This is a genomic window from Mesorhizobium sp. WSM4906, from assembly GCF_029674625.1.
In the GTDB taxonomy this organism is placed as follows: Bacteria; Pseudomonadota; Alphaproteobacteria; order Rhizobiales; family Rhizobiaceae; genus Mesorhizobium.
Genome location: NZ_CP121355.1, coordinates 379,592 through 402,936, shown reverse-complemented (window position 1 = coordinate 402,936; position 23,345 = coordinate 379,592). Strand labels below are relative to the sequence as shown.

At 64.8% G+C, this 23,345-nt stretch carries 20 protein-coding genes and 1 pseudogene; 6 read left to right on the top strand and 15 right to left on the bottom strand.

What is annotated here, in order from left to right; all coding sequences use genetic code 11:
- Positions 1 to 19: 19 nt before the first annotated feature.
- The 9 genes from QAZ22_RS01835 to QAZ22_RS01795 all read right to left on the bottom strand — a co-directional run bounded on the left by QAZ22_RS01835 (position 20) and on the right by QAZ22_RS01795 (position 11,250).
- A complete protein-coding gene (locus tag QAZ22_RS01835) occupies positions 20 to 1,468 on the bottom strand; it encodes a S8 family serine peptidase (RefSeq protein WP_278205276.1) in 1,449 nt (482 codons plus the stop codon).
- Positions 1,458 to 2,126, bottom strand: coding sequence for an anti-sigma factor (locus tag QAZ22_RS01830; protein ID WP_278205275.1), 669 nt, complete (start codon positions 2,124 to 2,126; stop codon positions 1,458 to 1,460). Before QAZ22_RS01830 ends, QAZ22_RS01835 begins: the two co-directional genes overlap by 11 nt.
- Positions 2,123 to 2,689 (bottom strand): sigma-70 family RNA polymerase sigma factor, encoded by a 567-nt coding sequence (locus tag QAZ22_RS01825; RefSeq protein ID WP_278205274.1) that lies wholly within the window; start codon positions 2,687 to 2,689, stop codon positions 2,123 to 2,125. The genes QAZ22_RS01830 and QAZ22_RS01825 overlap by 4 nt, the downstream gene beginning before the upstream one ends.
- A gap of 437 nt (positions 2,690 to 3,126) precedes the next feature.
- Entirely contained in the window at positions 3,127 to 3,966 is an 840-nt protein-coding gene (locus tag QAZ22_RS01820; protein WP_278205273.1) for an alkaline phosphatase family protein, read from the bottom strand.
- Positions 3,967 to 4,057: 91 nt separating this feature from the next.
- Positions 4,058 to 5,713: an ABC transporter ATP-binding protein gene (locus tag QAZ22_RS01815; RefSeq protein ID WP_278205272.1), complete on the bottom strand. Its 1,656-nt coding sequence runs from the start codon at positions 5,711 to 5,713 to the stop codon at positions 4,058 to 4,060.
- A complete protein-coding gene (locus tag QAZ22_RS01810; protein WP_278205271.1) occupies positions 5,713 to 6,537 on the bottom strand; it encodes an ABC transporter permease in 825 nt (274 codons plus the stop codon). Before QAZ22_RS01810 ends, QAZ22_RS01815 begins: the two co-directional genes overlap by 1 nt.
- A gap of 15 nt (positions 6,538 to 6,552) precedes the next feature.
- Positions 6,553 to 7,512, bottom strand: a complete 960-nt coding sequence (locus QAZ22_RS01805) for an ABC transporter permease (RefSeq protein WP_278075125.1) — start codon at positions 7,510 to 7,512, stop codon at positions 6,553 to 6,555.
- Between the two features lie 16 nt (positions 7,513 to 7,528).
- The gene (locus tag QAZ22_RS01800) at positions 7,529 to 9,115 is read right to left on the bottom strand and encodes an ABC transporter substrate-binding protein (protein WP_278205270.1); all 1,587 of its coding nucleotides are present in this window, start codon (positions 9,113 to 9,115) and stop codon (positions 7,529 to 7,531) included.
- 149 nt (positions 9,116 to 9,264) lie between these two features.
- On the bottom strand, positions 9,265 to 11,250 hold the full coding sequence (locus tag QAZ22_RS01795) for a CocE/NonD family hydrolase (protein ID WP_278205269.1): 1,986 nt from the start codon (positions 11,248 to 11,250) through the stop codon (positions 9,265 to 9,267).
- A 186-nt stretch (positions 11,251 to 11,436) separates the two neighbouring features.
- Between QAZ22_RS01795 and QAZ22_RS01790 the strand changes: the two are divergent.
- Positions 11,437 to 11,692, top strand: a pseudogene (locus QAZ22_RS01790) (BrnT family toxin).
- On the top strand, positions 11,679 to 11,990 hold the full coding sequence (locus QAZ22_RS01785) for a BrnA antitoxin family protein (RefSeq protein WP_278205268.1): 312 nt from the start codon (positions 11,679 to 11,681) through the stop codon (positions 11,988 to 11,990). The pseudogene QAZ22_RS01790 and the gene QAZ22_RS01785 overlap by 14 nt, the downstream one beginning before the upstream one ends.
- A gap of 12 nt (positions 11,991 to 12,002) precedes the next feature.
- Here QAZ22_RS01785 and QAZ22_RS01780 read toward each other — a convergent pair whose 3' ends face one another.
- The 4 genes from QAZ22_RS01780 to puuE are packed head-to-tail and all read right to left on the bottom strand — an operon-like array spanning position 12,003 to position 15,403.
- Positions 12,003 to 12,596 (bottom strand): nucleoside deaminase, encoded by a 594-nt coding sequence (locus QAZ22_RS01780; protein ID WP_278205267.1) that lies wholly within the window; start codon positions 12,594 to 12,596, stop codon positions 12,003 to 12,005.
- Positions 12,597 to 12,616: 20 nt separating this feature from the next.
- Entirely contained in the window at positions 12,617 to 13,108 is a 492-nt protein-coding gene (locus QAZ22_RS01775; RefSeq protein ID WP_278205266.1) for an ureidoglycolate lyase, read from the bottom strand.
- Entirely contained in the window at positions 13,105 to 13,968 is an 864-nt protein-coding gene (locus QAZ22_RS01770) for a bifunctional allantoicase/(S)-ureidoglycine aminohydrolase (protein WP_278205264.1), read from the bottom strand. Before QAZ22_RS01770 ends, QAZ22_RS01775 begins: the two co-directional genes overlap by 4 nt.
- Positions 13,969 to 13,978: 10 nt before the next feature.
- Positions 13,979 to 15,403 carry an allantoinase PuuE gene (puuE, locus tag QAZ22_RS01765; protein WP_278205263.1) on the bottom strand — a complete coding sequence of 475 codons (1,425 nt, stop codon included), beginning with the start codon at positions 15,401 to 15,403 and terminating at the stop codon, positions 13,979 to 13,981.
- Between the two features lie 195 nt (positions 15,404 to 15,598).
- Here puuE and uraH point away from each other — a divergent pair, with 195 nt between their 5' ends.
- The 4 genes from uraH to xdhC all read left to right on the top strand — a co-directional run bounded on the left by uraH (position 15,599) and on the right by xdhC (position 20,888).
- Complete coding sequence (gene uraH, locus QAZ22_RS01760) at positions 15,599 to 15,970, top strand: hydroxyisourate hydrolase (protein ID WP_278205261.1); 372 nt, start codon at positions 15,599 to 15,601, stop codon at positions 15,968 to 15,970.
- Between the two features lie 3 nt (positions 15,971 to 15,973).
- Positions 15,974 to 17,455, top strand: coding sequence for a xanthine dehydrogenase small subunit (gene xdhA, locus QAZ22_RS01755; RefSeq protein WP_278205260.1), 1,482 nt, complete (start codon positions 15,974 to 15,976; stop codon positions 17,453 to 17,455).
- Positions 17,455 to 19,797: a xanthine dehydrogenase molybdopterin binding subunit gene (xdhB, locus tag QAZ22_RS01750; protein WP_278205259.1), complete on the top strand. Its 2,343-nt coding sequence runs from the start codon at positions 17,455 to 17,457 to the stop codon at positions 19,795 to 19,797. Before xdhA ends, xdhB begins: the two co-directional genes overlap by 1 nt.
- Before the next feature lie 62 nt (positions 19,798 to 19,859).
- On the top strand, positions 19,860 to 20,888 hold the full coding sequence (xdhC, locus tag QAZ22_RS01745; RefSeq protein WP_278205258.1) for a xanthine dehydrogenase accessory protein XdhC: 1,029 nt from the start codon (positions 19,860 to 19,862) through the stop codon (positions 20,886 to 20,888).
- A gap of 55 nt (positions 20,889 to 20,943) precedes the next feature.
- Here the strand turns inward: xdhC and QAZ22_RS01740 are convergent, their stop codons facing one another.
- Together QAZ22_RS01740 and QAZ22_RS01735 are read right to left on the bottom strand one after the other, a co-directional pair.
- Positions 20,944 to 22,188 (bottom strand): LLM class flavin-dependent oxidoreductase, encoded by a 1,245-nt coding sequence (locus QAZ22_RS01740; protein WP_278205257.1) that lies wholly within the window; start codon positions 22,186 to 22,188, stop codon positions 20,944 to 20,946.
- 11 nt (positions 22,189 to 22,199) lie between these two features.
- Positions 22,200 to 23,153, bottom strand: a complete 954-nt coding sequence (locus tag QAZ22_RS01735; RefSeq protein ID WP_278205256.1) for an LLM class flavin-dependent oxidoreductase — start codon at positions 23,151 to 23,153, stop codon at positions 22,200 to 22,202.
- Positions 23,154 to 23,345 lie beyond the last annotated feature (192 nt).

Below are 23,345 nucleotides of genomic sequence, written 5' to 3'. Positions count from 1 at the left end.
AGCGCAGCGCCGTTGGCCCTTATTCCTTCGCTGCGCCAGCCGCCTTGATATCCAGCAGCCCATAGCCGAAGTCATTGTCCCGCCCCTTCGGGCCGAGATCCTTCGCGGTGGCGGCAAGCGCCCTCTCGATTTCGTCGGCCGAGCGGCCGGGCGCGGCATGAATGAGATTGGCGATGGCGCCGGACACGATCGCGGCGGCGAAGGAGGTGCCGGTCACCACGTCGGAGCCGGCGCCGCTCGGCGCCACCATTTCCACGCCCGGCGCCGAGATGAAGACGTAGGCACCGCGATTGGCCTGCGGCATCAGCCCGTCCTTGGCGTCGGTGGCGGTCACGGCGATGACGCCGTCGAAGGCCGCCGGATAGCCGTAGGGCGCCTTCGGCCCGTTGTTGCCGGCCGCCGCGACCAGCACCATGCCGAGCGCCCGCGCATTGCGGCAGGCGGTGCCGAGCAGGTCGTTCTTCGGGCCGACGAAGCTCATATTGATGATGCGCACGTCCTGGCTCGCCGCCCAGTCGAGCGCCGACAGGATGACGTCCATGGTCGACTTGCCGCCCTCGAAGGCGCGCGCGTGGTAGATCCTGGCGCCCGGCGCCATGCCTTCCAGCGCGCCGACGCCGGCGATCAGCCCGTCGACCGAGGTGCCGTGGTCGCGCTTCTCGATCGGCACGTTCGGCATGGCGTCGAACTGGTCGGCGATCACGCCCTTCAGCGCCGGGTTGCTGTCGTCTATGCCGGTGTCGATGACGGCGATGCGCACATTCTCGCCGCTCGCCTGTTTTGAATCGAGCGCGATGCGCTCAAAGGCGTAGTTCACGATCCCGGCAGCCTGCTGCAGCGAATAGATGTGGTTGGGCTCGCGCCGCTGCGTGCGGCCGTCGGCGGCAAGCTGCGCCAGCACCACGCCGACCGGGCGCCCGTCGGGAATGCCGAAGCGTACCAGCGTGCCGCCCAGCAGCCGCGACTGGCGCTGAGAGCGCACCTGCAGGCCGAAGGCGGTGGCGATCTGCTGCACCGCGCCGGCATCGCCGGCGACCGTCACCAGCACCTCGTCGGGCACGAATTCGCCGCTGACCGCACGCGGCGGCGCGGCGACATTGAGCCCGGTGGGCGGCGTGACAGGTCCGCTCGGCGCGGGAGCCGGTGTCGGCGTGTTGGCGGGACCGGCCGACGGCGACGTCCCATTCGGGGGATTGGGCGTTGCCGGACCGGCCGGCGGATTCGGGAACAGGTCGACGATCAGCGCCGGCAAGAATACGGCACCGGTCGTCGTGCCCGCGCCGGGCTTGCCGCCATCGTCTCTGCCGCCGCCGTCCTTGTCGCAATCGGCGCCGGCCGCAGTCTTGCCATTGAGGCAGTCGATCTGCTTCTGCGAAAGATTCGGGTCGTTGGTCTGTGCAACGGCAGGCGCGGCGACAAATGCCGCCGCCAGGAGCGCCGCATGAAGAACGACCGCCTTAGCCGCCATCGGCCGGTTTCCTTCCCTGCACCACAGCCTCCGCGAAAGGCTGGGCGGCAATGAGGCCGACGAGCTTGTCGTAGTCGGCTGCGGTGCTGGCCGGAATTGTCACGCGGAACACGCCGTCGGCAGTCGGCCCGCCGGCGATCTTCAGCCCGTTCTGGCCGAGGAAGACGGCGATGTCCGACATCCTGGCGTCCGGCTTGAACTTCACCAGGGCGAAGGGCAGCTTCGCGAGGTCGTCCTGGGCGCCGGCCACCTCGAAGTCATTGCCCTTGCCGCCCGGCTGCTCGAAGGACTGCACCACGACCAGCGCAAGCAGCGCCGCGGCCGCCGCCCAGGCGACGCCGGCGGGTATCGCCGTGACCTTGCCGAAAACCCAGGCGAGCCACGATTGGCCGGCGGGCGCGCGCACCGGGCCGGCCTCGGCGTCGAGCGCCTTGGCAAAGCGGGAGAGCGCATCGGCGGGCGGCCGGATCGCCTCGTTGGCGGCGGCGGTGCCGGAGAATTCGGCCTCCGCCTCGCCAAGGGCTGCCATCGCCGCCGGATCGGAGGCCAGCCATTCCTCGACGGCTTCCAACTCGGCGCCTTCCAGCGAGCCGTTCAGGTAGAACGGCAGCAGCGTCTCCATCTCGTCGCGGCGCGACATCTTTTCAGCGGCGCTCATGGCCACCCCCTGTCGTAACCGGCGGCCTTGAGCGCCTCGCCGAGTTTCTTGCGGGCGTAGAACATCCTGGTCTTGACGGTCGCGACCGGGATGTCGAGCACTTCGCCGATCTCGGTCACCGACTGGCCATGGTAATAGGCGAGATCGATCACCGTGCGGTGTTCTTCCGGCAAGGCATCGACGAAGCGGCGCAAGGCGGCGGCCTTGTCCTCCTTCATGGTGACGACTTCCGGCGTGTCGGCGCTGTCGGGGACCTGCGCCGCGTCATCGTCGTCGATCCAGTCTTCCTTCTTCTTGCGCAGCGACGACAGTGCCTTGAAACGCGCGATGCCGAGCAGCCAGGTCGAGACTTCGGAGCGGCCTTCGAAGCCCGGCGCCTGGCGCCACAGCTCGAGAAAGACCTCGTTGGTAATATCGTCGGCCATCATTTCCGATCCCGTCTGGCGCGCCACGAAGCGGTAGATCCGCGCGTGGTGACGCATGAACAGGAGCCGCACGGCGGCCCGGTCGCCCTTCGCGACCCGGTCGACAAGCACGCGATCGGTTTCGGTCGCCGCGTTCATGGCCGGTCGAGCCGCCTGGCTCCTCGTGGCTCTGTCGCTGCTCGGTCCAAAAAGGTTCACCCTCCGCCAAGGATTTTTCGGAGGCTAACCGAAGAAAGGGAGTGTTGCCAGTGGGGCGCCTTTCCTTCTCCCCTTGTGAGGGGACAAGCCGAGACGCCTATCGCGTCGTCATCCTAGGGCGAAGCAAGGAGCGAAGCGACGCGGCGCAGACCCTAGGATCCATTCCGTGACGTCAAGGCGTTGATCTCGTTGCAGAATCTTTCTCCGTTGCACCCTTCGCGCGAGGTCACGGAATGGATCCTCGGGTCTGCGCGTCCGCTTCGCTCCCGCTCCGCCCGTGGATGACGAAGTTGCTTGGCCTTCGCCAATCTCCAATGTTGCAAGAACGCCGACATCGAAGCTGCCAATCTTCGCCCTTGCGGGCGGAAAAGGGGGAGCTAAACCAAAAACACCTTCCCCTTCATCGTCGCCGGTATGTCGACACCGAGCCGGCTCAGCACCGTCGGCGCGAGCTGCAGTTGGTCGAGCAGCATGCCGGCCTCGGGGCCTTTCGCCGGGCCGAAATAATAGAGCGCGAAATCCTGCATCTCGTCGTCGTGGCCGCCGTGATGGCCGCGGTCCGTCTGGCCGTGGTCGGCGGTGACGATCACTTCGTAGCCGGCTTCGCGCCAGCCGGGCAGGAAGGCGGCGAGCATGCCGTCCATCGCGTAGCAGGCATGGTCCATCTCGTGGCAATCATGGCCGAAGCGATGGCCCATCGAGTCCAGCGTGCAGCTGTGCAGGATGCCGTAGTCGATGCCGTGGCGGCGGGTCAGCATCGTCAGCGTCGCGAACAGGTCGACATCGCTCGGCGTCATCTGGTTCTTGAGATTGTAGCCGGTCATGCTGTGGAAGCGGCCATGCGTGATCGGCCCGCCGGGCTCGTCGAATTCCATGTCCTCGACGAGGTCGAACGGATGGGAGCGGAAGAATTCCGACCAGTAGGAATGCGTTACCGCGCCCGTCTTGCCGCCGGCCTTGCTGACCTCAGAGAAGATGTCCGGCTGCTTGACGCGGAACCGGTTCTCGTTGGACAGGATGCCATGCACCTGCGGCGTGACCCCGGTATGGATCGAGGCGTAGCAGCAGGCCGAGGTTGACGGCAGCACGGAGCGCATCTTCCACACCTGCGCCTCGCCGGACTGCACCCAGCCTTCGAGATTGCCCATCAGCCGGCGCCAGTTCCGGTACGGCACGCCGTCGAGGATGATGAGCAGCAGTTTGGATGTGAGCGCCACAGGCAATTCCATGCGGTCTTGCGGGAGAGATCAGCATCGGAGCCTTGGCCGATCCGACCAAGGCTCAGAAGCGCGCATAAGAGGAGCCAGCTTAGTTGCCCGCGCTCTCCATGCGCCGGCCCGCGATCGCCTTTTCCAGCCAGCCGATCTCCATTTCGGGGACGGAGGACAACAGAAGGTCGGTATAGGCGTCGAAGGGCGGCGTCAGCACCTTGCTCTTGGAACCGTAGCGCACTACCTCGCCGCGATACATCACCGCGATGGAGTCGGCGATCGACTTCACCGTCGCGAGATCATGGGTGATGAAGAGATAGGCCACCTTCTCGATCTGCTGCAAATTGAGGAGCAGCTTGAGGATGCCGTGCGCGACCAGCGGGTCGAGCGCCGACGTCACCTCGTCGCAGATGATCAGCTTCGGCTTGGCGGCGAGCGAGCGGGCGATGCAGACGCGCTGCTTCTGACCACCGGAAAGCTCGGCCGGATAGCGGTCGACGAAGCCCTTGCCCATCTCGATCTCGTCGAGCAGCTCGGCGACGCGCTTGTCGCGTTCGCGGCCTTTCATGCCGAAATAGAACTCCAGCGGCCGGCCGATGATGGTGCCCACGGTCTGGCGCGGGTTCATCGCCACGTCGGCCATCTGGTAGATCATCTGCAATTGGCGCAGGTCTTCCTTCGGCCGGTCGGCCAGCCGGTTGGCGAGCGTGCGGCCGTCGAAGACGACGCTGCCTTGCTCCGGCGGCAGCAGTCCGGTAATGGCGCGCGCCAGCGTCGATTTGCCGGAACCGCTCTCGCCGACGACGGCCAGCGTCTGGCCCGGATGGATATCGACCGAGACGTTCTTCAGCACCTTGACGTGGCCGCCGCCATAGGCGGCCGTCACGTTCTTCACCGACAGCACCGGCGCTGTGCCGGGCTGTTGCTCCTGGTGCTCGATCTCATGCACGGAGACGAGCGCGTTGGTGTATTCCTGGCGCGGCTCCTTGATGATCTGTCGCGTGCCGCCCCACTCGACCAGCCGGCCATGGCGCAGCACCATGATCTCGTCCGACACCTGCGCGACGACGGCGAGGTCGTGGGTGATGTATAGAGCCGCGACATGAGTGTCGCGGATGGCGTCCTTGATCGCCGCCAGCACGTCGATCTGCGTCGTCACGTCGAGCGCCGTGGTCGGCTCGTCGAAGACGATCAGGTCAGGCTCGGAGCAGAGCGCCATCGCCGTCATCACGCGCTGCAACTGGCCGCCGGAGACCTGATGCGGGAAGCGCTCGCCAATGGTTTCGGGGTTGGGCAGGCTGAGCTTGTTGAACAGCGCGACGGCGCGTTTCTCGGCCTCCGCCCGGGTCGCCGTACCGTGCAGGAGCGCGGCCTCCACCACCTGATCCATCAGCCGGTGGGCCGGATTGAAGGCCGCCGCCGCCGACTGCGCGACATAGCACACTTCGCGGCCGCGAAGCTTGCGCAAGCCGTCCTTGCCGCCCTTCAGGATATCGCGGCCGTTGAGGATGACCTCGCCGCCGGTGATGCGTACGCCGCCACGGCCGTAGCCCATCGACGACAGGCCGATGGTCGACTTGCCGGCGCCGGACTCGCCGATCAGGCCGAGCACCTTGCCCTTCTCCAGCGTCAGCGAGACGTCGTGGACCAGGGTGATCGTCTTCGGCGCCTCGCCGGGCGGATAGACGGTCGCCTCGATGCGCAGATTGCGGATGTCGAGGAGCCGGCCGGAATTCGCTTTGCTGTCAGCCATTACCCGCGCCCTCCCTTCAGGCTGGTCGTGCGGTTGAGCACCCAGTCGGCGACGAGGTTGACGGAGATCGCCAGCGCCGCGATCGCTGCCGCCGGGATGAGCGCCGCCGGAATGCCGAAAACGATGCCGTCTTTGTTTTCCTTCACCATGCCGCCCCAGTCGGCGTCCGGCGGCTGCACGCCGAGGCCGAGGAAGGAGAGCGTCGACAGGAAAAGCACGGCATAGATGAAGCGCAGGCCGAGTTCCGAGACCAGCGGCGATAGCGCATTGGGCAGGATCTCGCGGAAGATGATCCAGCCGCTGCCTTCGCCGCGCAGCTTGGCGGCTTCGACATAGTCCATGACGTTGATGTCGACCGCCACCGCGCGCGACAGGCGATAGACGCGGGTCGAGTCGAGGATGCCCATGACCAGGATCAGCGTCACCAGGTTGGACGGCAGCACCGACAGCACGACGAGGCCCATGATCAGGGTCGGGATCGACATCAAGAGGTCGACGAGACGCGACAGGACGGTGTCGTACCAGCCGCCGAACACCGCCGCCGAAAAGCCGAGGATGGCGCCGAGCGAAAAGGACAGCGCCGTCGCCAGCACCGCGATGAACAGCGTGATGCGTGCGCCATAGATCATGCGGGACAAGAGATCGCGGCCGAGATTGTCGGTGCCCAGCCAATGCGCCGACGACATCGTCTCCCAGACATCGCCGACGATCTCGCCGTTGCCGTGCGGCGCGATCAGCGGCGCGAAGATTGCCGCCAGCACGAACAGCGCCGTCAGCACCAGGCCGATCAGCGAAGGCAGGGGAATGCGTCTGATGTCGAGCATATCCGCCGCCTCCCTTTACTTCGGATGCCTGAGCCGCGGATTGGCGACGATCGCCGCGATGTCCGCGATGATGTTGAGGCTGATATAGACGGCCGCGAAAATCAGGCCGACCGCCTGCACGACGGGAACGTCGCGTTTGGTGACGTGGTCGACGAGATACTGGCCCATGCCCGGATATACGAAAATCACCTCGACCACGACGACGCCGACCACCAGATAGGCGAGGTTCAGCATCACGACGTTGATGATCGGCGCGATCGCATTCGGGAACGCGTGCTTGCGGATGACCGCGAAGGCCGAGAGCCCCTTGAGCTCCGCCGTCTCGACATAGGCCGACTGCATGACGTTGAGGATCGCCGCGCGCGTCATGCGCATCATGTGGGCGAGCACCACAAGCGTCAGAGCCGCCGCCGGCAGCGCGATCGCCTGCAGGCGTTCGCCGAGAGACATTCCGTCGTAGACGGTGGAGATCGCGGGGAACCACTGGTGCTGGACCGCGAAATAGAAGACCAGCAGATAGCCGATGAAGAACTCCGGGAAGGAGGTCGAGGCGAGCGCCACGCCTGAGATCAGCTTATCGACCCAGCCATTGCGATAGCGAACCGCGATAAGGCCCAGCGTGATCGCCAGCGGAATGGCGACGATCGCCGCCCAGAAGGCCAGGAACAGCGTGTTCCACAGCCGTTCCTTGATCGATGTCGCGATGTCCTGCCCGCTCGACATGGCCGTGCCGAGGTCGCCGGTGAGCACCCCGCCCAGCCAGTGGAAGTAGCGGATATAGGCGGGCTGGTTGAGCCCGAGCTGCTCGCGCAGGTTGGCCAGCGACTCCGGCGTCGCCGATTGTCCGAGAATAGCTTGCGCGACATCGCCGGGCAGGATCTGCGTACCGGCGAAGATCAGGACCGAAACGGCCAGCAGAAGGAGGATGCCCAGCGCAATGCGCTGGGCCACCAGTTTCACGATGGGTGAGGACATCTCCGCAAGGCCGTGCTCAGGCTTCGAGCCAGCACTTCGCCAAAGCGTAGCCGTTGCAAAGCTCCTGATGCGGATCCTCCACCCAGCCCGCGACTTTCGGCCCCGTGGCGTCGATGAACTGATTGAACATCGGCAGGATCAGGCCGCCCTCGTCGCGCACCATGACGGCCATGTCGTGGTACATCTGCTTGCGCTTGGCCTCATCGAGCTCTGCGCGCGCCGCAAGCACCATCTTGTCGAAGTCCGGACGCTTGAAACGCGTGTCGTTCCAGTCGGCCGACGACAGGTAGGCTGTCGAGTACATCTGGTCCTGGGTCGAGCGGCCGCCCCAATAGGAGGCGCAGAAGGGCTGCTTGTTCCAGACCTCGTTCCAGTAGCCGTCGCCCGGCTCGCGCTTGATCTCGAGCTTGATGCCGGCCTTGGCCGCGCTCTGCTGGTAAAGCTGTGCCGCGTCGACGGCGCCCGGGAACGCCACGTCCGAGGTCCGGAGCAGGATGGAGCCGTCATGGCCCGACTTCTTGTAGTGGAACTTGGCCTTGTCCGGATCGTATTTGCGCTGCTCGATCTCGGTGAACAACGGATAGGATGCATTGATCGGGAAGTCGTTGCCGACCGAGCCGTAGCCGCGCAGCACCTTGTTCAGCATCTCCTCGCGGTCGATCGCCAGTTTCAGCGCCATCCTGAGGTCGTTGTTGTCGAACGGCGCCGTGTTGCAGTGCATGATGAACACGTAGTGGCCGGGACCGGAGTGGTTGCGGATAGTGACGCCCGGCACGCGCTTGATCAGGTCGACGATCTTCGGCTCGACGCGGTTGATCATGTTAACCTGGCCGCCCTGCAGGGCCGCCGTGCGCGCCGTTGCGTCGTTGATGACGACGACTTCGACCTGGTCGGCATGGCCCATCTTGTCGCCCTGCCAGTAATTGGCGAACCGCTCGCCGACATGGCGCACGCCGGGCTCGTTGACCTTGACCTTGTAGGGACCGGCTCCGATGCCGGCATCGGGCTTGTCCTTGCCGCCATTCGGCTGGACGATCAGGTGATAGTCGCTGAGCAGATACGGAAGGTCGGCATTCGGCTCCTTGAGCGTCAGCACCACTTCCTTGCCGCTGGCCTTGATGGTCTCGATGCCTTTCATGTAGCCCAGCGCGCCGGACTTCGACTTCTCGTCCGAATGACGTTCGAGCGTCGCGGCGACGTCCTCGGCAGTCACGGTCTTGCCGTTGTGGAATTCGACGCCGTCGCGGATCTTCAGCGTCCAGACTTTGGCGTCGTCCGAAGAGCCGATCTCCTCGGCGATGCGGTTCTCGAGCTTGCCGTCGGGGGAAAGCTCGACGATCATTTCGCCCCAGCACTTGCCGAAGGCGAAGGGCACCTGCGTCATCATCAGCGCCGGATCGAGGCTGTTGGTGGATTCACCGCCGACCAGGCCGGCCTTCAGCGTGCCGCCCTTGACCGGGCCGGCGGCGCGGGCCGCGCTCGAAAGCAGCGAATTGGCGAAGGGTGCCGCGACGCCGAGCGCGGCGGCACGGCCAAGGAAGTCGCGACGGCTGAGCTTGCCGGCGGCGACGCGACGGCTGAGATAGTCGAGTTCGTTTGTCATTATGGGTTCCTCACTCTGATGGTCCGACCTTATGGTCGTTTCTACTTGTTGGAGGAGATAATGACCGCAACGGAAAGCAGCAGGCAAGACCGAATGCGACATGCCGTGGCGTAAATGGCGCGTCGCAATTGGCCCAATCTTGTCAGCGGTCAGACGAGGGCGCGTGGAATCGCCTGCTCGAAATCGCGCTCGAACACCAGTTTGTTGCCCTCATAGGCCTCGATCCTGGCGCTGAGAACGAAGTTTTGCGCGTCGCAGCGCATGTCGGCAAAAGTTTCGGTGCGCACCGACCACTCATTTCGCGAGAAGGTCTGCGTCCAGTGCGTGCTGCCGGTGGCGGATTCCGGATCGTCGGGATGGATCGCCCAAATCTCCCGGACGATGCTGCCATGGACGAGCCCATGCGCAAGGTCGCGCACCTCGCCGAAATCGTCGGTTATGGAAAGCGTGACGACCCCGGTCTTCTCGTTGCGGTCGATGTGCCGTTCCGAATTGGCGGGCCTGATCGTCTCGGTCGCCCAGGGTGTCGCGCCTTCCGGTTCGGCGAAGGAAACCTCGTCGCCTTTCGCCAGCGGGCGCAACGGCAGCTTGAGCGTTGCCGCCGCCAATTCGAGCCTCACCGGCTCAGGCGACGGCCAGATCATCGGCCAGTAGGCATTTGAGACGGCAATGCGCAGTTTGTGGCCCGCCGGCACCCGGTAGGCGCACTGGTCGAGCACGACGCGCGCCGAGACCGCCTCGCCCGGCACCAGCGCTTCCGGGAATTCATGCGAGTTGCGATGGGTGAGATTGAGCACGCCATAGGAAATCAGTTCCGAGGCGCCGTCGGGATGCACGTCGCAGAGCCGCACCGCGATGTTGGCCTGACGGCGGTCCGCGGCAACCCTGACGTCAAGCTCCGGCGCGCCGACGATGTCGATCGCCTCGGCGAGTTCCGGCTCGTCGAAACACACCGAAAGCGCGTCGTCGGGGCGCTGGTCGCCCGGCAGCTCGGGACCGAAGGTGAAGGGAAAATACTCGCCGCCGGCCAGTCCGCAGTTTTGTGGCGTGGCGACGATTGCCGGCTTGGCGCCGTCGGCAATGAGCCCGATCGCCTGCACCTTGATGTTGGACGACGGCCATTCCTGTTCCGCAATCCAGCGGCCCGGCCGCTCCGGGTGCCAGCGGGCCGGCCGCACGCTGTCCATCACATAGGCGCGGTAGTCCGGGTCCGCCTCGACGCCGGTCGCCGCACCCTTCAGCCAGCGATCCCACCAGCGCAATGCCTCCTGCAGGAAGCCGATGGCCGGATTGGGTCCCGCGTAATGCGGGTATTTGTGGATCCAGGGACCGACGATGCCTTTGACCGGCGACTGGATGTTGGTGACGAGGTTGGAGATCGTGTTGCGGTACCCGTCATGCCAGCCGCCGATCGACAGCACCGCCGCATGAACGGCCGAAAAATCCTCGCAGATCGAGCCGCGTTTCCAGTAGCCGTCGCGATGCTGGTGGCTGAGCCAGAGCGGCAGAAGGAAGGGCTGGTTCTCCAGCCGGCTGAGCCAAAGGTCGCGCCAGCGGTTGCCGCCGGCGATTTCCGGATCCGGCGGCCGCGACGAGTAGGAGAGCATCGTCGAGGCCCAGCCGAAATTTTCGAGCAGCAGGCAGCCACCCTTGTAGTGGATGTCGTCGGCATAGCGGTCGACGGTCGAGCACAGGCTGATCACCGCCTTCAGCGCCGGCGGCTGTTTGGCCGCCACCTGCAGGCAGTTGAAGCCGCCCCAGGAGATGCCCATCATGCCGACATTGCCGTTGCACCACGGCTGCGCGGCCGCCCAGGCGATGACGTCGCAGGCGTCCTGCAATTCCTGCTCGGAATATTCGTCGTCCATCAGCCCTTCGGAATCGCCGTTGCCGCGCATGTCGACGCGGATCGAGGCGTAGCCATGGCCGGCGAAATAGGGATGCGTCAGCTCATCGCGGAAGATGGTTCCGTCGCGCTTGCGGTAGGGCAGGTGCTCGAGGATCGCCGGCACGGGATTGTCGGCCGCATCCTCAGGCATCCAGATGCGCGCCGACAGCCGGCAGCCGTCCGGCATGACGATACCCATATCGGGAAATTCGACGACCTTGCGGGGGAAATCGGTGACGGTTTTCATGGGCCGCATAACGCCTTGCCTGGCGACGACTTTCAACGCTATTCGCGACTGGCGCAGCGAAATATGCGACCTGTCACGATGCTGAGACCGGCCCCGATCATTTAACTCTGAACTTGCGCTGCTGCACTAATTTATGTATTACGTTTATTCACTTTGGCCCGACGCAGACGCACTGGATGATCTCGCCTGAAAATCGTTTGGGATGAGCCGAAGCGTGTGACGAACCTCGAAAACCGGCGTCTAGACTTCGCCGATCTCGATCTCGATTTTTTTTGCGACTTCAATCGTTCTACCAGCCAAGGCTGGCCGGTTAATGGCGATTGGCGAGTTCAGGCAGACCATTCTCGCCGTTATCTTCAAGCCGCTTGGTTCCGAAGCGATTTCGGTAATCTCGATGCGTCGTGCCAGCCGAAAGGAAAGGTCAGCGTATGAGCACCCATAAACGACGCATTCGACCGCTTACCGACGAGGACGAGGCGGAAATTCAAAAACAGATTGCTGCTGACCCTGACGATGCGGAGGCAACCGATGAACAACTGGCGCAAGCCGCGCCTTTCGCGAAAGCGGTTCCGGAGCTTTTCGAGAGCATAAGGCGCGCTCGTGGCCGGCCAGCCGCGGAGAAACCCAAGCAGATCGTGTCCATCCGCCTTGATCAGGATGTCATCAGCAAGTTCAAGGCGACGGGCAAGGGCTGGCAGGCCAGGATAAATGAGGTTCTGAAGAAGGCGAAGGTAGGCTAGGCAAAAGCCGCGTCAGTTCAGCGGAATGTCATTCTCAGCCTTGCTGGCCTGGTAAGCGTTGGACAGCTCATCGTAGCGCGCGGAGATTTTTCCGATTCTTGCCTCCAGCCGCTTGCGCTCGGCTTCCGGCAAGGCGCGCACCAGCTTTCGGATGGAAAAGCTCTTCCAATAGGCGTTCTCGGCGTTATAGCCGCCGGGATCGAGGGTGAAGACCTCCTTCAGGATCTTGAGGTCATGCGGGATCGCGAAGCTGTCGCGCGAGTCCTCATGGCTGAAGAGGTAGTAGAAATTGTCGAAGCCGGTCCAGGTGATCGCCGACAGGCAGAGCGAGCATGGCTCGTGCGTGGCCAGGAACAGCGCGTCCTTGGTGTCGACACGCTCGGCCTTGGGCATCTCGTAGAAGCGCTTCAGGCAATGCACCTCGCCGTGCCAGAGCGGATTCTCGATCTCGTTGTTGGTCTCGGCGAGAACCAGCGTGCGGTCGTCCTTCCTTAGGATCGCGGCGCCGAACAGCTTGTTGCCGTGGGCAACGCCCTCGGCGGTCTTCGGCACGATGTCTTGCTCGATCACGTCGAGCAGGCGGTCGATCAGCGAAATCTCTGTCATCGGAAAAAAATCGGCAGTGTTCAGGGAAGATGGATCTCGTAAGGGTGCGAGAAATGGCACTCTTCGAGGTTGGAGCCGTCGCCGCCGCGGTCGACGATGAGAAAATCCTGTTCCTCGCCGATCGGCGTCAGCACGCCGTGCCAGAGGTTGCGGCGATAGTTGATGCCCTGCCCGGGCGCGGTCATGAAGGCATGCGGCTCGCCGGGGCCGTCCTTGGTGTCATGGCAGACGACCACCAGGAACGGGCGCGGCGACAGCGGGATGAAAGCCTGGCTGCCGAGCGGATGGCGCTCGACCATGGTCAGCTTCAACGGCATCTCGTAGGGCGTGCCGCGCACCATCGAGATCAGCACGCGCGCATTCGGCCCGGCGGCTTCCGCCGTGGCGAGGTCGTGGTAGCGCATCGCCTTGCCGCCATTGATCGGGTAGCGGTTGTCGCCGCTCATGTCGATGACATCGCCGAACGGAGCGAAGTTATCGCGGGTTAGCTTCTGGGCGACGATGCGGGTCACCGCGCACGACCCCCGATACCAGCGCCGCCGAGCTTGGCATGCCGGTTGACGTCCTTGTAGAGCAGGTAGCGGAAGTTGCCCGGGCCACCGGCATAACAGGCCTGCGGGCAGAAGGCGCGCAGCCACATGAAGTCGCCGGCCTCGACCTCGACCCAGTCCTGATTGAGGCGGTAGACGGCCTTGCCTTCGAGAACGTAGAGCCCGTGCTCCATGACATGCGTCTCGGCAAAGGGGATGACCGCGCCGGGTTTGAGCGTGACGATGGTGACATGCATGTCGTGGCGCATGTCGGCCGGATCGACGAAGCGCGTCGTCGCCCAGCGTCCCTCGGTGCCGGGCATCGGGCTCGGCTCGATCTGCTGCTCGTTGGTGAAGAAGGCTTCCGGCGCGTCGAGGCCGTCGACCGCCTCATAGGCCTTGCGGATCCAGTGGAAGCGGACGGCATCGCCGCTCTCGTTGCGCACCGTCCAGGCGCTCGCCGGCGGCAGGAAGGCGAAACCGCCGGGGGCAAGCACATTCTTCTTGCCGGCAAGCGAGACGGTGAGCTCGCCCTCCACCACGAACAGCACGCCCTCGGCCTCGGCGTCGAGCTCCGGCCGATCGCTGCCGCCGCCGGGCAGGACCTCGACGATGTATTGCGAAAACGTCTCGGCGAAGCCCGAGAGCGGCCTTGCGATGATCCATGCCCTCGTCTTGTCCCAGAACGGCAGCGGGCTGGTGACGATGTCCTGCATCACACCCTTGGGAATGACCGCATAGGCCTCGGTGAAGACCGCGCGGCCGGTCAGCAGCTCGTGCTGGCCGGGATGGCCGCCTTGCGGCGCGTAATAGGTTCGCTCGGCCATTTTCATCATATCCATGTCTTGAAGCCTATAACGGGAGCATGTCTTTCAGCCGAAGCAGGGCGATGCGCTCGACTTGTTTGCAGGCGGTATCGAACTCATTGCTGCGGCCGTTGCCGATGCGCGCCTCGAACTCCGCCAGGATCTCGTCCTTGGTCTTGCCCTTGACCGCGATGATGAAGGGGAAGCCGAAGGTGGTGACGTAGGCGGCGTTGAGCTTCGAGAACAGCTCGCGCTCCTTGTCGGTCAGCGCGTCGAGCCCGGCGGAGGCCTGTTCCTTGGCCGATTCCGGGGTCAGCCGCCTGGCCGCCGCCAGCTTGCCGGCGAGGTCGGGGTGGGCGTTGAGCACGGAGAGCCGTTCGGCCTCGGTCGCCGCGCGGAAGACGCGGCAGAGCGCGTTGTGCAGGCCGCCGGCGCTGTCATGCGCGGGTCCAAGCTCCAGCTCGTAGGCGCGCTCGGCTATCCAGGGCGAATGCTCGAAGACGCCGCCGAAGGCGTAGACGAATTCCTCGAACTCCATCCGCGATGGGCGCAAAGCCGGCGCCTGGTAGGGATGCGTCTCGCGCCAGTGTTTTGCGATATCAATGCGCCGTGTCAGCCACACCTTGTCGTGCGACTTCACATAGTCTACGAAGCGCTTCAGCGCCGCCACGCGGCCCGGACGGCCGACCAGCCGGCAATGCAGGCCGATATTCATCATGCGCGGCCGCCCCGCCTTGCCCTCGGCATAGAGCGTGTCGAAGCTGTCCTTCAGATAGGCGAAGAACTGATCGCCCGAGTTGAACCCTTGAGGCGTCGCGAAACGCATGTCGTTGGCGTCGAGCGTGTAGGGGATGACGAGCTGTGGCTTCTCCAGCCCGCCGCGATCGAACCAGTAAGGCAGTTCGTCGTCATAGGTGTCGGAGACATAGTCGAAGCCGCCTTCCTCGGCGACGAGCCGCACGGTGTTGACCGAGGTGCGGCCGGTGTACCAGCCGGTCGGCCGCGCGCCGGTCACCTCGTGATGCAGCCTGATCGTCTCTTCGAGGTCGCGCCGCTCGTCCTCCGCGCTGTGGTCGCGATAGTCGATCCATTTCAGCCCATGCGAGGCAATCTCCCAGCCCGCCTCCTGCATCGCCACGACCTGGTCGGGCGAGCGGGCGAGCGCGGTGGCGACGCCGTAGCAGGTCACCGGCACCTCAGCTTCGGTGAACAGCCGGTGGAGCCGCCAGAAGCCGGCCCTGGCCCCATATTCGTAGATCGATTCCATGTTCCAGTGGCGCTGGCCGACCCAGGGGGCAGCGCCGACTATCTCTGACAGGAACGCCTCGGACGCCTTGTCGCCGTGCAGCACGCAATTCTCGCCGCCTTCCTCGTAGTTGACGACGAATTGCACCGCGACATAGGCGCCGCCGGGCCATTTCGGGTCCGGTGGATTGGCCCCGTAACCGCGCATGTCCCGTTCGTAACGCATGGTCGCTCCTGCCCGATGGATGAGATGAAGATATCGAAAGGAGTGCTTCAGCATTCCCCCGAAAATTTTTGAAAGTGCTTTTTGCCGCACTCCGCTCGACCGGGACTTATGCATCGCCTTTAATTGGCGCACAATTGACCTGAAAACGTTCGACTGTACCGGCCAATCGGCCGTACTGGAAATGGGAGGCGGCCAGTGGCAGAAACGAAAGCCGATGGCGGGCGTCTGACGACCCATGTGCTCGACACCGCGACCGGCAGGCCGGCAAAGGGCCTTTCGATCGAGCTTTTCCGCATCGAGCGGCAGGGCCGCACGCATCTGAAAACCGTCACCACCAACGATGACGGCCGCTGCGATGCGCCGCTGCTTGCCGGCGCCGATTTCCGCACCGGCGAATATGAGCTGGTTTTCGCCGCCGGCGACTATCTGCGTAGGCAGGGCATCAGCCTGCCAGAGCCCGCCTTCCTCGACATCGTGCCGATCCGCTTCGGCCTGGCGGAGGAGCGGCATTATCATGTCCCCCTCTTGATTTCGCCTTACGGCTACTCGACCTATCGCGGGAGTTGAGCCATGGCAGAGATCAAGACCCGCAACGAGATACGCTTCATCCTGAACGGTGCCGACGTCGCGCTCGCCGACATCGCGCCCGACATGACGCTGCTCGACTGGCTGCGGCTCAACCGGTCGCTGCGCGGCACCAAGGAAGGCTGCGCCGAGGGTGACTGCGGCGCCTGCACGGTGCTGGTCGGCAAGCTTTCCGCCGAAGGTCTCGTCTATGAAAGCGTCAATGCCTGCATCCGCTTCATGGGATCGCTCGACGGCACCCATGTCGTCAGCATCGAGCATCTGCGCGGCAACGGCGAGAAGCTGCACCCGGTTCAGCAGGCGATGGTCGATTTCCACGGCTCGCAATGCGGCTTCTGCACGCCGGGTTTCATCATGTCGCTCTATGCGCTCTGGATGAAGACGCCCAACCCCTCCGATGCGGCGATCGAAAAGGCGCTGCAGGGCAATCTCTGCCGCTGCACCGGCTACGAGGCGATCATGCGCGCCGCTCGCGCCATATCGAGCTACGGCAAGGCGGCGAAGGACCCGCTGGCGCTGGAGCGCGAGGATATTGCCGCGCGGCTGGAAGCGTTGCGCGACGGCGCCAGGGTCGAGGTCGGTTCAGGTAAGCAGCGTCTGATCGTGCCGGCCAACGTCGACGATTTCGCCGCCGTGCTCGAGAAGGAGCCGGGCGCCACCATCGTTGCCGGCTCGACCGATGTCGGCCTGTGGGTCACCAAGCATATGCGCGACATCTCGCCGGCGATCTTCATCGGCGGTCTCGACGGCCTGCGCACGATCTCGGAGGCTGATGGGGTCATCACCATCGGCGCCGGCGTGACCTACACCGAGGCCTTCGAGACGCTGTCGAAGCGCATCCCGGCATTGGGGCCGCTGGTCGACCGCGTCGGCGGCGAGCAGGTGCGCAACATGGGCACCATCGGCGGTAACATCGCCAACGGCTCGCCGATCGGCGACACGCCGCCGCCGCTGATCGCGCTCGGCGCGCAACTGACGCTGCGCAAGGGTGGAGCGCGCCGCACGATCCCGCTCGAAACATTCTTCGTCGCCTACGGCAAGCAGGACCGCCAGCCCGGCGAATTCGTCGAGGCCGTGCATGTGCCCGTGCCGGCAAAGGGAACGAGATTTGCCGTCTACAAGGTCACCAAGCGCCGCGACGAGGACATCACCGCGACGCTCGGCGCTTTCTATCTGACGCTCGCCAAGGACGGCACGGTGGCGGATATCCGCATCGCCTATGGCGGCATGGCGCCGACGCCGAAGCGCGCGGCTGCGGTCGAAAAGGCGCTGATCGGAAAAGCCTGGACGGAAGCGTCGGTGGAGGCCGCGATGGCCGAATATGCCGGCGACTTCGCGCCGATCACCGACATGCGCGCGACCGCCGAATATCGGGCGCTGGCGGCGAAGAACCTTCTCCTGCGCTTCTTTGTCGAGACCACCGGAACCAGGGCGCCGTTCCAGGTCTCTCGGTACGAGGCCGCCTGATGACCAAGCACGTCCCCAACCTCAAGGCACAGAAGATCAAGGGCGGCGTTGCCAGCGACCAGCGCCACGATTCCGCGCACAAGCATGTCAGCGGCACGGCGATCTATATCGACGACATGCCGGAACCGGCGGGTACGCTGCATGGCTGCCTCGGCCTGTCCACGGCAACGCATGCCACCATCACCAAGATGGACCTGTCGGCGGTGCGCGCTGCGCCGGGCGTCGTGGACGTGCTGACGGCAAAGGATATTCCCGGCGAGAACGACATTTCGCCGACCGGCCGACACGACGAGCCGGTGCTGGCGGACGGCAAGGTTGAGTTCTATGGGCAGCCGATCTTCTGCGTCATCGCCGGGACGCGCGAGGAGGCGCGGCGCGCCACCAGGCTGGCCAAGGTCGAATACGAGCAACTGCCTTTCGTCACCGACATCGGCGAACTCGACCCGAGGAAGGATAAGCTCGTCACCCCGCCGCTGACGCTAAGGCGCGGCGATGCGGCGGCGGCGATCAAGGCGGCACCCCGCAGGCTCAAGGGAAAGATGCGGGTCGGCGGCCAGGAGCATTTTTACCTGGAAGGCCATATTGCCATGGCCATTCCCGGCGAGGATGAAGATGTCGCCATCTATTCCTCGACCCAGCATCCGAGCGAAGTCCAACATATGGTGAGCCATGCGCTCGGCGTGCCCAGCCATTCCGTCACGGTGGAAATCCGCCGCATGGGCGGCGGCTTCGGCGGCAAGGAAACGCAGGGCAACCAGTTCGCCGCGCTCGCGGCGATTGCCGCCAAGCGGCACCACCGCGCCGTCAAGATTCGGCCCGACCGGGACGACGACATGACCGCCACCGGCAAGCGCCACGACTTCCTCATCGACTACGAGGTCGGTTTCGACGACGACGGCAATATCCTCGGCGTCGACTTCTTGTTCGCGGCGCGCTGCGGCTTTTCCTCGGACCTCTCCGGTCCGGTCACCGATCGCGCGCTGTTCCATTGCGACAACACCTATTTCTGGCCGACCGTGCACGCGCAGTCGGCGCCGCTCTACACCAACACCGTGTCGAACACCGCCTTCCGCGGTTTCGGCGGACCGCAAGGCATGGTCGGCGCCGAGCGCGTCATCGACGAGGTCGCATTCGCCGTTGGCAAGGATCCGCTCGAGATCCGCAAGAAGAATTTCTACGGCACGTCCGACAGGAACATCACGCCCTACCACCAGACGGTCGAGGACAACATCATCCAACGCATCGTCGCCGAGTTGGAGGCGAGCTCGAACTATGAGCGGCGCCGGCGCGAGATCAGCGCCTTCAACAACAACAGCCGCTTCGTCAAGCGCGGCCTGGCGCTGACGCCGGTCAAGTTCGGCATCTCGTTCACCGCCACCCATTACAACCAGGCTGGCGCGCTGGTGCATGTCTATACCGACGGCTCGGTGCATCTGAACCATGGCGGCACCGAGATGGGGCAGGGCCTCTACCTCAAGGTGGCGCAAGTGGTGGCCGAGGAGTTCCAGATCGATCTCGACCAGGTGAAGATCACCGCCACCACGACCGGCAAGGTGCCGAACACCTCGGCGACCGCGGCATCGTCCGGCTCCGATCTCAACGGCATGGCGGCGCAGAACGGCGCCCGCCAGATCAAGGACCGGCTGATCAATTTCGCTTGCGAGAAATACCAGGTGCCGCGCGACCAGGTGCTGTTCCTGCCCAACCGGGTGCGCATCGGAAATCAGGAGATCCCCTTCGCCGACCTCGTCAAGCAGGCCTACATGGCCCGTATCCAGCTTTCGGCGGCGGGCTTCTACAAGACGCCGAAGATTCACTGGAACCGCGACAAAGGCGAGGGCCGACCCTTCTACTACTTCGCCTATGGCGCCTCCTGCTCCGAGGTGTCGGTCGACATGCTGACCGGCGAATATGTGGTCGAGCGCACCGACATAGTGCACGAGACTGGCCGCTCGCTGAACTGCGCCATCGATCTCGGCCAGATCGAGGGCGGCTTCATCCAAGGCATGGGCTGGCTCACCACCGAGGAACTCTGGTGGGACGACAAGGGCCGGCTGCGCACGCATGCGCCGTCGACCTACAAGATTCCGCTCGCCTCCGACCGGCCGAAGATCTTCAACGTGACGCTCGCCGACTGGTCCGAGGCGAACGAGCCTACCGTGCATCGCTCCAAGGCGGTCGGAGAGCCGCCGTTCCCGCTCGGCATGTCGGTGCTGCATGCGCTTTCCGATGCCGTGGCGAGTGTCGCGGACCACAAGGTCTGCCCGCGTCTCGACGCGCCGGCGACGCCAGAGCGCGTGCTGATGGCGATCGAGCGGCTAAAGGCCGCAAAACCGGCCTGAACGAGCCAAAAGGTGCAAATCCGGCCGGAAAGGCCTACATTCCCGTGCAGGACATGCAGTCGATGAACTCGAAAGCGCAAAGCCTCAAGGACTTTCTCGGCCGTGCCGGCCGGGTCGCTCTCGTCGAGGTCGCGGCGACGAAAGGCTCGACGCCGCGCGAGGCCGGCGCCTTCATGCTCGTCTCGGCATCGGCGATTTTTGGCACCATCGGCGGCGGCCAGCTCGAGTTCATGGCGATCGACAAGGCGCGGCAGATGTTGTGTCGACTTGCCTCATCAAAGTGCAGTTCCCTGGAAATTGCAGACGTCAGCGCAGCCCCTCATCCGCCTGCCGGCACCTTCTCCCCGTATAGTGACGGGGAGAAGGGGGCTAGTCGCAACGCTGGCGACCCCCTCTCCCCGTTCTTACGGGGAGAGGGTAAGGGTGAGGGGCAGCGCGACGCTGACAAAGTTGTCGCTACACTCGATGTGCCGTTAGGTCCTGAGATCGGCCAATGCTGCGGCGGGCGAGTCGAGGTGCTGATCCGGCCGGTCGATGCAGCGCTCGAACAACAGCTCATCAGCAAGGCCGAGGCCGAGGATGCGCATCTGCCGCATGTCTATGTGTTCGGCGGCGGCCATGTCGGCCAGGCGCTGGCCGCGTCGCTCGCGCTCCTGCCCGTCCATGCTGTCGTCGTCGAGACGCGGGCGGATGCGCTGGAGGGCATGCCGGAAACGGTCGAGACGCGGCTGACGCCGATGCCCGAAAGCGTCGTGCGTGAGGCGCCGGCGGGATCGGCCTTCGCCATACTCACACACGACCATGCGCTCGATTTCCTGATCGTTGCCGAGGCGCTGAAGCGCGACGACACCGCCTATGTCGGCATGATCGGCTCGAAGACCAAGAAGGCGACCTTCAAGAACTGGTTCCTGAAGTCGGCCGAGGGCAGTGAGGCAGAGTTCGACCGCCTCATTTCGCCGATCGGCGGCAATGCCGTGAAAGACAAGCGCCCGCCGGTGATCGCCGCGCTCGCCGCGGCCGAGATCATGACGGCGCTGGCGTCGCACTCCGCCGAGGCATCGGCCGCGCCCGAAAAGGCGATGGCCGGTTGAGGTGGTCCTTGGCCAGTCGCGCCCCATGGCTATGCTGGACGGCTCGCCAGATGGACTAATCGCCTTGCATCGGCCGCTTGAGGCCAAGGTGCTCACGCAGTGTGCGGCCCTCATAGTCCTTGCGGAACAGGCCGCGCCGCTGCAGCTCCGGAACGACCATTGTCGCGAAGGCGTCCAATTCGCCCGGAAACCAGGACGGCATGACGTTGAAGCCGTCGGCCGCTCCGCCTTCGAACCGCTCTTGCAGCGCATCGGCGATCTGCGCCGCCGTGCCGACGACGCGCCAATGCCCGCGCGCGCCGGCGAAATAGCGCGCCAATTCGCGGATTGAAAGACCGTCGCGCCGCGCCTGCTCGATGACCAGCGCCTGCCGGCTTTTCATGCCTTGGCTCTCCGGCAGTTCCGGCAACGGCCCGTCGATCGGATAGCGCCAGAGGTCGGAGATGCTGAGATAGCTGGAAAGCAGAGCGACGCCGACATCGTCGGGGATCAGTTCCTGCAGCGCATCGTATTTGGCCTGAGCCTCGACTTTGGTTGCCGCGACGATCGGCGCCACGCCGGGCATGATCTTCACGTCGTCCGGCTGGCGGCCATAGGCGGCCAGCCGTCCCTTGAGGTCGTCGTAAAAGGCCTTGGCCTCCTCTAGGGTCTGCGCCGCGCTGAACACGACATCGGCGGTCCGCGCGGCAAGATCCTTGCCGTCGTCGGAAGCGCCGGCCTGCACCATCACCGGCGCGGCCTGCGGCGAGGGCGGGATGTCGAGCGGGTCGCGCACCGAAAAGCTCTGGCCGTCATGGCCGGCCGCCTTGCGGCGCCACAGGCCGGTGACGACGGTGGCGAATTCACGGGCGCGTTCGTAGCGGTCGGCATGCGGCCTGAGACCTGTCGCGCCGAAATTCGCCGCCTCGATGGGGTTGGCGGAGGTGACGAGGTTCCAGCCCGCGCGGCCGCCGCTCAGATTGTCGAGCGAGGCGAAGGCCCTCGCCAGCCCGTAAGGCTCGTTGTAGCTGGTCGAGGCCGTCGACACGAGGCCGATGCGCTCGGTCTGCACGGCAAGGGCTGAAAGCAGGCTGATCGGCTCGAAGCCGATCGAGCGCGAGGTCTGGCTGGCGATGTTGATATTGGCTTCGCGCAGGCCGGCGGCGTCCTCACAGAAGACCATGTCGAATTTCGCCGCTTCCGCAGTCCGCGCCAGCTCGATGTAATGATCGATGTCGATGCCGGCCGTCACATGCGAATCCGGATGGCGCCAGGCGGCGATATGGTGGCCTGTCGCCCACAGGAACAAGCCGAGCTTCATCTAACGCGCGCTCATTTTGCGCCTCCCGCGCCAAGCCTGAGATGTCCGCGCAGTGTTGCCCCGGCATCAGCCGATCGGGCCATGCCGCGATGGCGAAGCTCCGGCAGGATGCGGTCGGTGAAGTCATCGAGCGTCGAAAGATCGGCCTGCAAAGCGAAATTGAAACCATCGCAGCTTTTGCCGTCGAGCCAAGCCTCCATCCCGCCAGCCGCATGCTCGTCCACGCCAACCGTCATCAACACCTTCATGGTTTCCGGCTCGCGTCCGGCGGCAACCGCGCGGCGCTTGAGATCGTCATAGGCTGCCTTGGCGCCCTCCGCCTCGATCAGCACGACATCGGCGACTTTGGCGCCGAAATCGAGATCGGCCTCCCCCAGGCCCGACATGACCAGCACCGGCGTGTCCTGCGGCGAGCGGGCGACGTTGAGCGGCCCCCGCACGGAGAAGAACACGCCCTTGTGGTCGAGGAAATGCATCTTGTCGGGATCGTGGAACCGGCCGCCGGCTTTGTCGAACAGCAAAGCGTCCGCATCCCAGCCTCGCCACAGATCTTGCACGATGCCGATGAATTCCTTGGCGCGGCGGCGAAAGTCGTCGTCCGAGAAACCTTCCGGCCGGCTGAAATTCGCCGCTTCGCGCGAATTCTGTCTCAACGTTGCGTTCCAGCCGATGCGGCCATGGCTGATGATGTCGAGCGACGCGAACCGGCGTGCCAGATTGTAAGGCTGGTGCGCGAGCGTCGAGGCGCCGGCGACCAGCCCGATCCTTTCGGTCACGGTGGCGAGTGCCGCCAGAAGCGTGGTCGCCTCGAAAGGGCTGCTCGATCGCTCCTCCGTCGTATCGCAGATGACGACCATATCGATCCCGGCCGCCTCCGCCTTCCGCGCGAAGCCGGCGATCTCTGCAAATGTCAGGCCGGCCTGCCCGGTAGCGGAAGCGATGTTGAGCGAAACGGCGAGATGCATTGTGTGCTCATTGGCTGCCAGCGATGTCGCTACCAACCTAGGCTCGCTTTTGTGCAAGGCAACGGGAGGCGAGTGGGTCACCAAGCTGTCACTTGCCGGTAGTGTGCTGAGAGTTCTGCAAATTCGCTGAGAGAGGGCGGTCATGGCAGGCTGGTGATTGTTCACGTCACCTGATTCCCGCGAAGGAACGCC

Coding starts and splice junctions, on each gene's coding strand:
- QAZ22_RS01815 (WP_278205272.1), bottom strand. CDS start 5,713: ATGGCTGACAGCAAAGCGAATTCCGGCCGGCTCCTCGACATCCGCAAT.
- xdhC (WP_278205258.1), top strand. CDS start 19,860: ATGAACTCGAAAGCGCAAAGCCTCAAGGACTTTCTCGGCCGTGCCGGC.
- QAZ22_RS01825 (WP_278205274.1), bottom strand. CDS start 2,689: ATGAACGCGGCGACCGAAACCGATCGCGTGCTTGTCGACCGGGTCGCG.
- QAZ22_RS01780 (WP_278205267.1), bottom strand. CDS start 12,596: ATGACAGAGATTTCGCTGATCGACCGCCTGCTCGACGTGATCGAGCAA.
- QAZ22_RS01735 (WP_278205256.1), bottom strand. CDS start 23,153: ATGCATCTCGCCGTTTCGCTCAACATCGCTTCCGCTACCGGGCAGGCC.
- QAZ22_RS01785 (WP_278205268.1), top strand. CDS start 11,679: ATGAGCACCCATAAACGACGCATTCGACCGCTTACCGACGAGGACGAG.
- xdhB (WP_278205259.1), top strand. CDS start 17,455: ATGACCAAGCACGTCCCCAACCTCAAGGCACAGAAGATCAAGGGCGGC.
- QAZ22_RS01740 (WP_278205257.1), bottom strand. CDS start 22,188: ATGAAGCTCGGCTTGTTCCTGTGGGCGACAGGCCACCATATCGCCGCC.
- QAZ22_RS01795 (WP_278205269.1), bottom strand. CDS start 11,250: ATGAAAACCGTCACCGATTTCCCCCGCAAGGTCGTCGAATTTCCCGAT.
- QAZ22_RS01800 (WP_278205270.1), bottom strand. CDS start 9,115: ATGACAAACGAACTCGACTATCTCAGCCGTCGCGTCGCCGCCGGCAAG.
- QAZ22_RS01835 (WP_278205276.1), bottom strand. CDS start 1,468: ATGGCGGCTAAGGCGGTCGTTCTTCATGCGGCGCTCCTGGCGGCGGCA.
- QAZ22_RS01770 (WP_278205264.1), bottom strand. CDS start 13,968: ATGGATATGATGAAAATGGCCGAGCGAACCTATTACGCGCCGCAAGGC.
- xdhA (WP_278205260.1), top strand. CDS start 15,974: ATGGCAGAGATCAAGACCCGCAACGAGATACGCTTCATCCTGAACGGT.
- QAZ22_RS01830 (WP_278205275.1), bottom strand. CDS start 2,126: ATGAGCGCCGCTGAAAAGATGTCGCGCCGCGACGAGATGGAGACGCTG.
- QAZ22_RS01810 (WP_278205271.1), bottom strand. CDS start 6,537: ATGCTCGACATCAGACGCATTCCCCTGCCTTCGCTGATCGGCCTGGTG.
- puuE (WP_278205263.1), bottom strand. CDS start 15,403: ATGCGTTACGAACGGGACATGCGCGGTTACGGGGCCAATCCACCGGAC.
- QAZ22_RS01805 (WP_278075125.1), bottom strand. CDS start 7,512: ATGTCCTCACCCATCGTGAAACTGGTGGCCCAGCGCATTGCGCTGGGC.